The sequence below is a fragment of the Myxococcus guangdongensis genome (assembly GCF_024198255.1).
Classification (GTDB): domain Bacteria; phylum Myxococcota; class Myxococcia; order Myxococcales; family Myxococcaceae; genus Myxococcus; species Myxococcus guangdongensis.
In genome coordinates this window covers 1-12729 of sequence record NZ_JAJVKW010000030.1, presented here as the reverse complement: position 1 = coordinate 12729, position 12729 = coordinate 1, and the positions used below count along the sequence as shown (strand labels likewise).

17 protein-coding genes are annotated in these 12729 nt (G+C 69.1%); 2 read left to right on the top strand and 15 right to left on the bottom strand.

Going from position 1 to position 12729, the window contains the following annotated elements; all coding sequences use genetic code 11:
* The first annotated feature begins 421 nt into the window (after nucleotides 1–421).
* A complete protein-coding gene (sitA6, locus tag LXT21_RS44110) occupies nucleotides 422–1117 on the top strand; it encodes a SitA6 family polymorphic toxin lipoprotein (protein WP_456094097.1) in 696 nt (231 codons plus the stop codon).
* Nucleotides 1118–1858, top strand: a complete 741-nt coding sequence (gene sitI6 / locus LXT21_RS44105; protein ID WP_254044281.1) for a SitI6 family double-CXXCG motif immunity protein — start codon at nucleotides 1118–1120, stop codon at nucleotides 1856–1858. It begins immediately after the preceding gene.
* Between the two features lie 90 nt (nucleotides 1859–1948).
* Here sitI6 and LXT21_RS44100 read toward each other — a convergent pair whose 3' ends face one another.
* The 15 genes from LXT21_RS44100 to LXT21_RS44030 all read right to left on the bottom strand — a co-directional run.
* Entirely contained in the window at nucleotides 1949–3028 is a 1080-nt protein-coding gene (locus LXT21_RS44100) for a hypothetical protein (protein ID WP_254044280.1), read from the bottom strand.
* An 11-nt stretch (nucleotides 3029–3039) separates the two neighbouring features.
* The gene (locus tag LXT21_RS44095; protein WP_254044279.1) at nucleotides 3040–3801 is read right to left on the bottom strand and encodes a hypothetical protein; all 762 of its coding nucleotides are present in this window, start codon (nucleotides 3799–3801) and stop codon (nucleotides 3040–3042) included.
* A 282-nt stretch (nucleotides 3802–4083) separates the two neighbouring features.
* On the bottom strand, nucleotides 4084–4599 hold the full coding sequence (locus tag LXT21_RS44090; protein WP_254044278.1) for a hypothetical protein: 516 nt from the start codon (nucleotides 4597–4599) through the stop codon (nucleotides 4084–4086).
* A gap of 166 nt (nucleotides 4600–4765) precedes the next feature.
* Entirely contained in the window at nucleotides 4766–5626 is an 861-nt protein-coding gene (locus LXT21_RS44085) for a hypothetical protein (RefSeq protein ID WP_254044277.1), read from the bottom strand.
* Nucleotides 5626–6567, bottom strand: coding sequence for a hypothetical protein (locus LXT21_RS44080; protein WP_254044276.1), 942 nt, complete (start codon nucleotides 6565–6567; stop codon nucleotides 5626–5628). The genes LXT21_RS44085 and LXT21_RS44080 overlap by 1 nt, the downstream gene beginning before the upstream one ends.
* Before the next feature lie 913 nt (nucleotides 6568–7480).
* Entirely contained in the window at nucleotides 7481–7720 is a 240-nt protein-coding gene (locus LXT21_RS44075) for a hypothetical protein (protein ID WP_254044275.1), read from the bottom strand.
* 40 nt (nucleotides 7721–7760) lie between these two features.
* Nucleotides 7761–8000: a hypothetical protein gene (locus LXT21_RS44070; protein ID WP_254044274.1), complete on the bottom strand. Its 240-nt coding sequence runs from the start codon at nucleotides 7998–8000 to the stop codon at nucleotides 7761–7763.
* Between the two features lie 86 nt (nucleotides 8001–8086).
* Nucleotides 8087–8464, bottom strand: a complete 378-nt coding sequence (locus LXT21_RS44065; RefSeq protein ID WP_254044273.1) for a hypothetical protein — start codon at nucleotides 8462–8464, stop codon at nucleotides 8087–8089.
* Nucleotide 8465: 1 nt separating this feature from the next.
* A complete protein-coding gene (locus LXT21_RS44060) occupies nucleotides 8466–8921 on the bottom strand; it encodes a hypothetical protein (RefSeq protein WP_254044272.1) in 456 nt (151 codons plus the stop codon).
* A 160-nt stretch (nucleotides 8922–9081) separates the two neighbouring features.
* On the bottom strand, nucleotides 9082–9243 hold the full coding sequence (locus LXT21_RS44055; protein WP_254044271.1) for a hypothetical protein: 162 nt from the start codon (nucleotides 9241–9243) through the stop codon (nucleotides 9082–9084).
* Complete coding sequence (locus tag LXT21_RS44050; protein WP_254044270.1) at nucleotides 9240–9731, bottom strand: hypothetical protein; 492 nt, start codon at nucleotides 9729–9731, stop codon at nucleotides 9240–9242. Before LXT21_RS44050 ends, LXT21_RS44055 begins: the two co-directional genes overlap by 4 nt.
* The gene (locus LXT21_RS44045; RefSeq protein ID WP_254044269.1) at nucleotides 9724–10635 is read right to left on the bottom strand and encodes a hypothetical protein; all 912 of its coding nucleotides are present in this window, start codon (nucleotides 10633–10635) and stop codon (nucleotides 9724–9726) included. The genes LXT21_RS44050 and LXT21_RS44045 overlap by 8 nt, the downstream gene beginning before the upstream one ends.
* Nucleotides 10632–11915: a hypothetical protein gene (locus LXT21_RS44040; RefSeq protein WP_254044268.1), complete on the bottom strand. Its 1284-nt coding sequence runs from the start codon at nucleotides 11913–11915 to the stop codon at nucleotides 10632–10634. Before LXT21_RS44040 ends, LXT21_RS44045 begins: the two co-directional genes overlap by 4 nt.
* Complete coding sequence (locus tag LXT21_RS44035) at nucleotides 11899–12240, bottom strand: hypothetical protein (protein WP_254044267.1); 342 nt, start codon at nucleotides 12238–12240, stop codon at nucleotides 11899–11901. Before LXT21_RS44035 ends, LXT21_RS44040 begins: the two co-directional genes overlap by 17 nt.
* A gap of 154 nt (nucleotides 12241–12394) precedes the next feature.
* The coding region (locus tag LXT21_RS44030; RefSeq protein WP_254044266.1) for a hypothetical protein at nucleotides 12395–12729 on the bottom strand (335 nt) is incomplete at its 5' end.

Genomic DNA, 12729 nt, shown 5'->3' with positions numbered 1-12729 from the left:
AGCCGTTGTCTCCGCACTCCTGGCCGGTGCAACTCGGCGTGCAGGAGGCTGGAGGCGTGCCGCCGTCGCGTGACGGGCTGCCAGCGTCCGCGCGCCCGTTGCTGCCCGCGTCCCCCTCGGAGGGGGGGGCCCGCGTCCGGCACAGGAGTCCCCCCGTCTCTGGGGGCGGATGGGCGCGGACGCCCATCGGGCTCCGCCTCCGTGGGTCCACAGGCGCTGAGGGTGAGGGCCGTGAGCAGAATGGGGAGCGTCAGTCGTACGAGGTGGGCGGGCATTGGCGCAGTCCTTCGGCGCGGCCCTGGGGAGAAGTTTCCGGCCGCGCAGTCACGCGGGCCATGAGCACGAGGCGTGCCGGGCCCACGACCCGCGGCGTCCTTGATGGATGAGCACCTCGTGGCTGAAGCTGGCGCCGGGGGTGGTCATGCGAGTGATTGGATGGTTGGCGGTGCTGCTGTTGGCTGGGTGCGCGAGCAGCGAGCACGCTGTCGCGTCGGACTTCACGGCAACGCTGCAAGATGACTCCGCGGAGGACTGCGCCCAGTCCGCAGGCGATGGCGATGAGGGGTGCTATGCCCCTTCCTGCAGCGATGACGAGTGCGGTCTCTTCCGATGCGAGGACCTTGCATCCCCGCCGTATGCCTTCCGCACAGCACCTGCCCGGAGCGCAGACGCGGCGACAGCGCGCATTCAGCGCTACTGGGGTGGAGCTGTGCCCCTACCGGGGCGCGAGGCGGTGTTCATCATCCCGTGGTACCGACGAGATGAGCTCCCGAGTGTCAAGGCAGCGAAGAAGGCCATCGCGGATTGGAAACGTCGCGAGAAGGAGCGCCACCACATCTTCCCGCGCGCCTTCGCGGATTACTTCCGAGGCGTCGGCATCGACATTCACCAGTACACGTTGCTCGTCGACGTTGCAGAGCACCGGCGGGTCCATGCGGGCAAGGATGGGGGACCGTGGAACCAGGACTGGTTCCGCTGGATTCAAGCGAACCAACTGCGCGCGACGCGTGCTGCCCACTTCCGGCATGGTGGAGCAATGGTTGAGCGGTATGGTCTCATCGGGGTGCCGATGACGTACTGGCAGCGGCTGGCACTCTCTGCAGCATCAGGAGAATGAATGCGCTACTTCGCGTTGACCCAGCGCCGTGTCGAACGGTCAAAGTGGACTGGTCGCTTCGACCTGGGACGGGAATGGGTTCTCCCCGGAGTGGAGTGCCCCACCTGTAAGGAGGCATGGGGTGGCGGTGGGTACGACTACCCGACGGTGGACCTCTCGACGCTACCGGAGCGGCGGGACTACGAGCGTGCTCGGTGTGTCCCCTGGGCTCAGTTCGTGACCCTTCGGCAGCGCGTGCTGCCCCTGGTTCCGGAAGGGCTCATCGTCGGGCCCGGTACGGGGTTCGGCGCCCTGACGGGAAAGGCCAGGGGGAAATTCGCGCCTGTAGTCATCCACGTGCCCTGGATGCTCCTCGTTCAGCCCGCTGTGGTCGGCAGGCTTGAGGGGCTGACGGGGGCTCTGCCTGCTCCCACACGACTGCGGGCGCGACCAGGTGTTGCCGACCTGGTGGAGCTTGAGGTGCGACCTGGGGGGAGTATTCGGGGCGCGGATTCCTACAAGCCCTGCAGGACCTGCGGACGTACAGACTTCGTGCTGCCACCCTTCGGCAAGCTGCGACTGGACGAGGTGCCCTCCGTCGATTTCGCCAGGGTCGGTCCGACTGTGGTGGCGGTGAGTGAGCGCGTCGTCGAGCGACTGGCGGAAGAGCTGGACGAGTCGGAGATTGTCGCCGTCGACATCACGGGCACGGCTCGCCGAGGAGCGGGCTCGCATTCCGCAGGCATCGACGTGTCGCCGTGATGCTCGACCGGGGCTGCTCGTAGGTTGCCAGCCTCGGCATGAGCGCATCGACTACTTGCTCGCGCCCACGGGGGCTCCCTGCTGGAGGGGCTACCGGAGTTCGTGCGTCGTCGTGACGGGTGCTGCTCCGTCGTCTGGTCCGCGCCAGTAGGGCTGCACCCAGATGAGCCTCCGCTCGCGGCGCTCGGTGCCGTGCGCCTGGCGCTTCCAGTGCCCGGAGACGCGCACGCGAACGACGAGCGGCTTCCCGGTGCCCTCGGACTCGGGAGGGCGCTCCACGGGAGGGACGTTGCGGCCCAGGATGATGCGGCGCTGCGGGTCCAGTTCCTTCAGCTTCGCGCGGAGCTTGTCGCGCTTCTCCCCCTTGGGGAGCTTCTCCATGCGCTCGCGGAGCTGCCGTGCTTCGCGGTTGTGCCACACCTCTTCCCGCACACCCCCGCTGGCCGAGTAGAGGGTGACGTTCATGGCCCAGTTCCAGAGAGCTCGCCAATCGCCGTGGGGGGCTTCGCCTGTCTTCGCCGCGTGCTCGGTGAGGGCGTCCTCCAGCATGCGCCCTTCCGGGAGCCCCACCGAGAAGAGGTTGAGCGTCCGAGCGCCGTCAGGACGCCGCGCCTCAACGCAGATGCGCCAGCAGCGCGCGGGCTCGGGCTCCTCAGCGAGGAGCATCCCCGTCACCGGCAGCGACGAGCCGTCGCCGTCGGGAAGTGTCAGCGCTGCCTCCAAGGGTACCCGCAGCAGCAGGCATGCGTGGGGAAGGTGGAGGTCGTCGGTGATGAGTCCGCGCAGCTCGGTGTGGCGCAGGCGCTGGGCAAGTCCGGGCGCCACCTCGTAGTCATGGCTGCCCGCGCGCTCGTAGGCGAGGCGGAACCATAGCTCCATCGAGTGGACCTTGTACCGGTGCCGGTGCTCCGGACTTCCTGCCACCCGGTCGAGGGTCGCCGTGAAGCGCTTGTCCGAGAGGGCGTCGTCCATGCGGAGCGTCTCGCTCACGCCGACTGCGTCTTCGAGCGCGACAAACGGGAGCGAGCCGAAGGCCAGGTCATAGAGAGCGGGGGCGAGGCGGCCTGCCAGGAAATCCTGCTGCATGGCGCGCATGGCGTCGTCGGGGCTTCCTCGCCGCCAGTACCCACGCGCGGCGGGAGGAGGTCCGGGCCAGTTGAGGATTTCCATGGTGGTGTCCTTCAGGCCCGCGACGTGGGTGGTGACTGCGTCAGGACAGCTCCGAGCGCCCAGGTCCAGATGGGGCGCCAGTCGAGTCCACGCACTGCCTTCTCGTGGTGCCGCTGCACCGCGGTGTCGAGGCGTGTGCGAGCGGGGAGGTCCATGACGATGACGTGACGGGCGGGGGCCGGGTCCAACGTGCCGGCCTCCAGGCACAGCCGCCACATGCGCCGCGGAGCGGGCTCCTCGACGATGAGGAGGTGAGCGGCGAGCCACTTCCTGCCGTGCGCGTCGGGCACCACCAGCGCGGCTGCGGGTGGCACGGGGATGTGGACGGCTCGGCTGTCTCCTGGGAGCCGCACGTCGTCGGTGGTGTAGCCGTGGAGTTCGAGGTGCTGGAGGCGCGGGGCGTCGGCGAGGGACACGGCCAACTGCTGCCGTCCGGTGCCGTGCCAGACGCTCCGCATCCACATCTGCGGCAGGCGTCGCTGGAGTTGCCCAAGGCGGAGGGGGTCCGCACCCGTCGCAGCCTCGATGGCCGCCCACGTCTCATCGGCGTTGAGGGCCTCCTGGAGGCGCAGGTAGCCCGTCCGCCGCGCGGACTCCTCCATTGCGACGAGCGGCAGGCCCATGGCGATGGCGTCTGCGTCGTCGTTGCTGAGGTTGCCGGTGGCCACGTCGCGGCGGAGGGCGGCGAGTGCCTGGGCCGGTGAGCCGAGGGCCGCGTAGCGCGAGGTCGCTTCGGGGTACATCGCCGCGGTGAGGACGTACATGCCTGTCATGGCTTGCCACTCTCTGGTGCAGGAGGAACCCATCCACACACGGCCGCGCACGCCTCCAACGCGAGCAGCAGGGCGCCGGTGCTGTTGGCTGGGTAGACGCCTTTCAACTCATCGCACAAGGCCGCCAGGGCCGGGGGCAGGGTGCCATTGGCGAGGCATTCCTCCAGGCGCCGCAGCGCTTCCACGTGCCGCGCTTGGAGTCCAAGGTGCAATCGATTCACCACGGAGCCCTTGGGGGCGCGCTGCGGACCTGCACCTGACGGCTTTGTCATGAAGGGGACTCTATCTTGGCGAGGCACCGTGCCAGGGTGGAGCTCCATCCGGCCAGGTGATGCGTCTCGGGTACATCCCGAGGAAGTGGCTGTGGGTTGCGTCCTCGTAGGTGAAATGGTCCGGCTGGAAGGTCCACATGCCTCCGTCGTGGGATGGCGGGAGCAGTCGTCCCCCCAGGTTCACCGGCTTGGCGACCTGGTCCTGGCTCGCCGTCTCCCCGAAGCCGCCCCCAGGGGAATGCGCTGTTGCGAGTTGCCCTCGCTTGACGCGTTGAGCGGCGAGCCGGAACTGCCCGACGGGCGACCTGCATTCGACTGTCGCCTCGTCGACTTCATGGCAGGGGAAGTCGATGAGCAAATCCCTGAGGAAGTTCGCGTGCACCCTCTTGAAGGGCAGTGCCTTGCTCTCCCAGGCACGGTGGAGCGCTTCGTCCCGTGTGCCCTCGAAGGACTCGAGAATGCTCCCGTCGCGCCAGAGCTCGATGCTCACGCGCTCCTCGCTCACGTCCACGTCTTCCTCGTTCACGTCTTCCTCCCTCCCTGAGCGGCACCGGGCCGCGTTTGGGCATGCTCACCGCTCACCACGGGCCTGTCGCTACCCCCCTGGTGGTAGGGACGTGGCGGCTCAGAGTTGCTCCGGCTTCACGAGGAGGTGCCGGGGGGCGGGGCGCTCCTTGGCTTGGGGCCAGTTGTCATCCTGGGTCCATCCCCGCGAGGGACAATTCGACGCACGGAGACACGTTCAGCCCCAGCGCGGCCACCCTCGCCGGAGTGGCCGCGCCCACCACCGCGCGCAGCTCCAGGCCAGCGTCGCTGGGCGGGTGCGGGCGGCGGTTAATCCACCAGCTTGCGTCCTTCTCCTGGGCGAGTACCTCCCCCGACAGCACGGTTGCGAAGCCAGCTAATCCCTCGCTTGCTTCGGGCACGCGTCCGGGGGACTGGAGAAGCACCGGCCCCAGCTTGACCAGCAACCGCGAGAAGAAGCCCTCCACCTCGCGCGCGCGAATCCCCCGCGCCCAGCGCACCTGCTTCGGCGAGCCCCTCAGCATCACCGGGGCGAGCCCCGTCACGGTCAAATCAAGCCCGGCGACGCTCACCCTCACGCGCCCTTGCTCGAGCTCGTCCGCGAGGACCTGCTCGGCTGCGTCCGCCATGTCAGCGGACACGCCAAACCGGGACTCGAGGGCCCTCAGCGTCGTTGGCTCCCGTCCCTCGATGTCGGCGCCGAGCACCTCCGGCACCAACCGCTCGCCGAGTTCCTGCACCTCGAAGTAGACGCGGTGTCGCGCAGTGGCCCTCCACTGCGATTGCGCGCAGTAGATTCCGGGGCGTGTCACCTCGGCGTGGCCGTGGCCGTGGCCCGAGCGATTGACCCCCGAGCGGTCGAGCCGCAGGAACGCCACCTGGAACACGCCAGCGTGAGGCGTCATGGAGGCGACCCATCCGACGGGGCCGTATCCTCCGGGGACTCCGGGTTTGACCTCCACCTCGACGGTGAGCCGACGCTCGCCATCGTCGACAACGGACGCGCTGCGGGCGGCGCAGAGCCTCATCAGAGCGCCTCCAGCTTCACGTGGAGGTGCCCAGGGGGCTGGGCGTCGAGGCGGACCGCGGCCCGTACCTCCTGGCGGATGGAGATGCCGAGCGGCTCATCCCGTCTCGGGCGCCGGTGCATCCACCAGCTTCCAGCACGTGTCTCCTCACGTGCGAGCACCGCTTCGAGCCCCGCGACGATGGCGAGCAGCTCGGATTCGGGAAGGGCCGTCAGCTTGGCCGACTGCGCCAGCAGGTCCGCCAGCACGGCCCGGACCTCGAGGGCGCGGACCTCTCGGCCCTCGGTCAGCTCCCGCGCTGTGCCCTCAAGCGTCGGCGCGCGGAGCCCCGTCACCGTCAGCCGTCGTCCGCCCCCCACCGCGACCACCCGGCCATCCAGCTCCAACTCGTCGGCGCGGACCTCGTTGTCGGCCTTTCGGTAGGGGTTGTACCCACCACCGGCCACGCCCTCGTTGTAGAGGGCGTCGTGCCGCCGAGCGGCCCGCTCTCGCTCAACCGCGGGGGCCGCGAGCGGGGGCGTGGCCTCCGCCGTCTGGCGCGTGCGGTAGCTCTCCACCTCCACCACCAGGGCCGCCGCTGCCGCCCGGACCTGCGCCTCGGTGGCAGGGAGCGGGCAGATGATTCGGAGCCCCTTGTAGTTGAGCGAGAGGCCGTCGCCGCCGAGTAGCCCCATGCCCTGGCCGGCGAGGAGCGCGTCGGCCAATCCCATCGCCTCACTCGCCTCCAGTGCGCCGCTGGACGTGAGCGGCGCGACGTCAGCGAGAACAAGCGGAGGAAGGGGGGCTGGAGCCTTCTTCTCTGGCTTGGGAGCGGGGCGGGGGCACTCGGCGTGCACCCACTTCTCGGTGCTCGCGTCGCGGGTGATGTCGTCGCCTGGCGCCCACCCCTGCTTGCAGCGGCCGCAGAAGCCCGAGAACCTCGCGGAGATGGTGCCTGACATGGACGACTCCTTCGCGCCGCTCGGTGTGAGCGGTGTGGGAGGTTTATAGATGTGCATCTATATCAAATCAATAGATGTGCATCTATTGGTGTGGTGGGTCACACTTCCACCTCACTGCCTGGGTGGGTGGGCTGCCTGTGAGACGGGAACGAGCCGCCCCCTCTTGTTGGGGCGGTAGGTCGGTGTCCCCGAGCGGTGGCACGTCCGGCACTTGAGGAGCGCCTCCCATCCCAACTCCCCATCGGTGACCTCGCACGGGACGAGGTGTCCGCCACATCGAGGGCAGCGGTGTCTGCTCTTGGCATCCATGGAAGGGAAGACGCCAACGCCGTGCGCTCCCCTCGCGGGATTCCGCTGGCAACGCGGTGCCTCGCCCGCTTGTCGCTCCAGGGGAGGTATCCACCTTGCGTGAACCTGATTCTGCGTTAGGTGAATCGGACATGGCCACGGCATCCCGCTGGGTGGCCCTCGCGCGAGGTGTGGCTGTGTACGTCATGAATCCGTCTGCCGCTCAACGTCAGTGGATGACATGGGTTGGGTCGGTCCAACGCGAGTTGTGGGCTGGCGAGCGTGTGGTCGCGCCGCAAGGACTTCCGCATCCGAGGCACTCTGGATTTGAAGTGCCTCCGTTGGCGGAGCCCGACGGGCAGGCACACGACTGGGTTTTGTCGCTGAAGGATGGGAGCCGGATTCACCTACACGAGCACTCCGACGGGAGGCTTGTTGCGCATCGCGACGCCACGGACCCGAAGAGAGGCCTGATCCCCGCGCTCTGGCATTGGCTCACTGAGTCGAAGTCCGGCAAGGCGGTCGCTGTTGTTGGCGGAGCTGCTCTCCTGGTGAGTGTGCTCAGGAAGAAGAAGTAGAACGTGAGGTTGAGACTCGGTGCCTTCCGGTCTTTCCCGTCGGAGGGCTAACCCGAGTCGCCCAGTTTGTTGTGGAGCTTCTCCCGGGCGATGGGATTGGCGACGAGCGACACCGGAATGAGACGGCCGTTGCGCCCGGGACGGTAGACGTAGGGCGCTGGGTCGAGGCCTACTTGCGGGTGACGCGCGGCCGTGGGGCAGTGGAGAAGCCCGCGGACCTGGTGCTCGTGGTCGGCGGCGTACGAGGACAGGTGCGTGCCGCAGAGGGGGCAGCGTCGTGGGGACATGCCTACATGACGGGCTCCACTCCGTTTGTTACCTGGGCGACTACGCGAGCACGGGGGGCGGGCGCGGCGGAGCATCCTCCTCGTTCGCGCGGACCAGGTACCCCAGCACCATCAGCGAGAGCACTTCGTCGAGCACAGCCTCGCGGGACTCCTCGGGGAGGAGGGGGGCTACGTCCTCAAGCAGGTCGCTCGTGTGGTCCTCGAAGAACAGCCGGAGCTCGGGCTCGACGCTGTCGAGCAGGTCGACCAGCTCTCGCGGGGTGGAGGTCTTGAGGCGCATCAGGAATTCGCGCGCGCGTGTGACGCGGTCGTGTGGCATGGCGCGGAGGGTACATGAGGGCCACGGCAACGGCAGCGCCGGGGCGCCTACCCGTTGGGGGCGTGGTCCTGGGCGGCTGGCGCGTAGAACTTCCCCTCGAGCTCCACGATGCCCTTGGCCGCGCCCTTGGGGGCCTGCACCTGCACCCAGCACGCGCCACGCAGCTCGAGCTGGGGTAGCTCAGCGGTGCCCCGGCAGGGCGGTTGTGCCTGCCCAGCCAGAGGGCCGTCCGGCATCGGGGGGACCGACGGTGCCGCGGTGGTGGACCGACACGCCGAGTCGCTGCACGACATGACGACGAGGGTTGCAACGGCGGTGAGGGCGACGCGCAGCATGGTGTTGCTCCACAGAGAGGAGATGGTGGAGTGGTTGTCTCCCATCGACGCCAGCGGCAGCCATACCTCTTGAGGAGTACGTTCGTCCACGTCAGCCCCGCACACCAGGGAAGAGCGGGCCCGCCCCGAACTCCGGCATGCGGGACAGTCGCTCGAGCGCCAACGTGACGAGTCCGAGGGCCTGGAGTCGCGTCAGCCCGCCCACGTCGCTCCACGTGTCGAGTCCCAGCCCGCCCCTGCCCGGCGGTGCCATGTTCCGCCGTGCGGTGAGGCATGCCTCCATCCAGCCGCGGTAGCGAAGGATTTGCTGCTCGGTGGGGCCAGCAGGGAAAGGGCTGTCCAGCTCCTGTGGCGTGGCGTCGTAGCGGATGCCATCCAGGAGCTTGTCCATGAGGACAACGGCCTTCTCAGCGAGCGCGGCGGTGGGCTCGGGAAACAGCCGGCGTGAGCGCGCGACGAAGTGGAGGGCGCAGTGCAGGTCTGGGTCGCCGGACGCCACGCGGGCGCGAACCATCTCCAGCGCCTTGGTGAGGGTGTGCCTCATCATGACGCGCCGCCTCTATTCTCCGCGCGCATACTCCGGCCGGAGTGCCCAAGGACTGCCCCCGGCGGGTGGAGGGAGAACGGGCCCGCGAGGGGCATGTGATAGACGCCGCGCCCCTCTCGCGTGTAGCGGTACGTCGCCCGGGCGTTGATGTCGCTGACGCTCACGGCATGCGCTCCATTCGCTCGCGCCGCTCTTGCTTCCACAGGTCGAACGCCGCCCTCTCCGCTTCCCTGTCCCGGAGTACCGAGCCGTAGACGAGGAAGCCGATGCCCGCGACGATGGCGAGCCACCCGGACAACGTGACGACGGTGGACGCGCTCATGGCTTCGGCTCCCCCGGCATCAACAGGGGCAGCACCTTGCCCGTCCGGTATGACGCCTCCAGCGCCGGGAGGACGTGCTCGCCCACGGTGTGCCCGTCAGCCGTCACCACGTGCGCTAGAAATGCCTGCTCGAAGGTCTCGATGCCGCCCTCCAACGAGATGAACTTCGCCTTCAGCGCGGCGTGGAGAGCGCGCCAGGATTCGCGACATGCCTGCTCGTAGGCTGTGCGCTGCTGCTCGGGCGTCGCCTTCACCGTCTGCCCGCGGACCTTGCGCGTGGTGAAGAGCTCGAGCTGCGGCAGCGGCATCCGGAACCGGACGACGCGGTTCTCCAGCCGGAACGTCACCACCGCCTCGCCGCGCTCGCGGCTCTCCGACGTCTGGCGTGGGTCGGCCCCGTGCTGGTCGAGGAGCTCCTCAATCTGGGCGCGGGACTTGTGGACGGGGACGCTCGTCTTCGAGGCGTACCTCCTCGCTGACCTACGCATGGGGACCTCGCGTCAGCGCGCCGGCCAGCGTGTCGATGGCGTCCGCCACCTCGCCCACAGGGTTCGCGCGCAGCTGGGCCAGCGCCGCCCGCACGGCGTCAACGAGCTGGGTGTACGAGCGGAGGTCGTCGGCAGGTGCCCTCTTCGCCTCGGCCAGTGCGCGGGCGAGGGCGTTGAACCCTTCATGGTAGGTGCCGCCCGAGACGAACTCCCACGTCCCATCCGCCAGCACCCGCCCCCCGTCTCCCTCCCACGCCACCTCGGGCGCGTCGGGCCCGGCCTTGAGCGCCGGCACCCGCGGCACGGGTGTGGGCTGGCGGTGGCGCTGGAGCCGCTGCTCAAGAGCGCCGTGCGGGCGGAGCCCCTCGTCTGCCAACTGCCTGACGTCCTCACCGGGGAGTGAAGGGCGCTGGCCGACGCCATGGCGGAAGTCCTCCTGAGTCGCGGCGCGCGGGTCCTCGCGCGGCGTCGAACTCTCGTCACCTTCCGGCCCGGACTGGGGCATGGCCCCCACGCCTTCGCCCAGCACGAAGAATCGGCCAGCGCGGGCCATCCATCCGGCGTCGTCGGTGCGCGAGGCACGGAAGGCGCCCTGGATGTCGTCGAGCCGCTCCACCGCCGCGCGGTACTTCGCGGCGTCCTCGTGCGCGGATGTCACGGCGGACACGAGCGCAGCGCGGTCCATGTTGCAGTCCAGGATGTCCGCGACCACCTCCAGCGTGTCGCCTCTCTCCTCCGCGAGACCTGACTCTTTCGGGGCCGACACTCCCTTCGGTGCCCCCTCCTGCTCCTTGGCTTCGGCCGCCACGCGTACGACCCTCGCCGACTCGATGCACAGCGAGCGCGACAGGCCGTGCTGCCGTAGCGCTGCGAACACCACCTGCTCGATGTCCTTGGCCGTCATCGCCCACCTCCCTTCGCGTCGTAGGCGGCGCGGAGGGACGTGATGGCGTCGAGGAGGTCGGCGCGAGCCTGGGCGACTCGCCCATCGGCGACGCGCTCGACGTGCGCGAGGGCAGGTAGGACGCGCCCCACCGCTTCCAACAGCGAGATGGGCGTCGGGGGCGCAGTCCGGGCGGCGTCGTAGGCGGCGAGCGCGGCACGCCACGTCGAGCGAGGAGCCTGCACGTTCATCGGCCATCGACCGTCGAGGTGCCCCGTCTCCGCGTCCCACTTCCGGAACTCCTCGAACACCGGACCCACCGCCTCCACCAGCGCGGGCGGGGTGGGAGCGGACTCCCGCATCTTGCGCAATAGGGAGTTCGCCTCCATCACCACGTCCGTGTGGCCGTACTCGGCAGGGGCGTCCACGAGACCTCGGAGGGTGAACAGGGCACTCCTGAGCACCGTCATCTCCTTGGTCGGATCCACGTCTCCTCTGGTCAACGCCTGCGCCGGGGCGGGCGGGGGCTGGGAGGTGGACCCCGTCAGCACCACCCGCGCGGCGGCAATTGCCTTGTCCAGTCGCACGTCATCGTGCTCGGTCGGGATGGTGCACGCCACATCGTGGAGGGCGTGCAGCCCCGCCTCCAACTCCTTCACGCGCGCCTCGGCGGCGTCACGCTCCAACAGGTTCCGCCGGTGTCGCTCGGCCTCCGAGTGGACACAGGTCTCCAGCGTGGCGACGCGCTCGAGGAGGTGTTGATGCTCGGCCAGCGCCTCCTTTGCGTCCTTCCGCGCCTCCTTGAGTTGCTCGCGCAAGACATCTACCTCGCCCTTGGCGATGTCGCGGTCGGACTCCGCGAGCGAAGTGCGGGCCATCAGTTCGCGCTCACGAGAGGCCGCAGCAGAGACCGTCTGCCGTGCGGCGTCGCGCTCGGACTTGAGCGTGGCGAGGCGCTCCAACAGCGAGGCGCCGGGATGGTCTGCGTCCGCGACCGCGCCGGCAGCGTCGTACGCCTTCCCGCAGGCGAGGCGTGGCGGCGTTCCCCATCCGATGTTGGGCTGCGCATCTCCGAGCGCGCCGCCCGCACGCCTGAGCGCCTCCAGCAGCGCCGCGTTGTCCGCCTCCAGCCCCGGCACCTTGGCTGCCTCTCCCCGGAGGTTCTTGAGGGACGCTACCAGTCGCTCGGAATTGACAGCCTTCAGCTCGGGCACGCCAGCGCCTGCCAGCTTGTCGCCAGCAGAGATGGCCTCGTCGTACCACTGGTCGTGCTGCAACTTCGTTTCACGCTGCGTCGTCACGGCGCACCTCGGAGTTTCTGGAAGGAGAAGGCGTGGCCAGCAGCTCGAGCTGGAGCTGGAGGGCTGCGAACTCGGCGGCAGGCGCGCCCGGAGCGTGGGGGTCGAACACCCTCACGCCGTCAACGAGGATGGACTCGTCCAACTCATGCAGGACGAAGCTCCGCAGCACTTCACGCAGCGAGGACTGCAGCGCCGGGCGGTCCAGGCCGCCGTACGCCAGGCGCTTCGTGAAACGGGCGCGCCGCAGGTCTCCAGACTCCCGCTCAGCGAAGGCTGCGCTCACGCTGACGTAGACGTGAATCCCGTCGTCGTGCTGCAGCTTCATCTGAAAATCCAGGAGGGAGAAGGGCGGCCCGAACTTGAATGCCTCCACAGCTTTTCGCATCTCGTCCTGCGTCACGTTTCGCCTCGGGCACAGCAGAGAGGAGAGGAGCGCGGGCGGCCCGTGCTGCACCGCCCGCGCGTGAGACAGAGATGGGCTACGGGAGAACCGGGACGGCTTCCTTCGCGAGGATGGCGACGGCGATGGCGACAGCGAGCGCAATCTGGCCGGCGCTCACCGAGGAGCCGTCATCGGCGAGTTGCTCGGCTCGCGACTCGTACTTCTTGGTGATGCTCCTCGCCTGGGACGTGCCCTCGGTGTTCCGCTTGATGAACAGCTTGACGAGCTCCTCCCCGCGGTTCACGGAGGCGCCGGGGGGCGGCCGGCAGAACTGCTCCTCGAGCGCGCGGTAGTGAGCCACCGCATCGGGAAGCCCCTTGATGTCATCCGGGCTCAGCCCCTTGGGCGGGTTCAACATCATGTCCTGTGCGA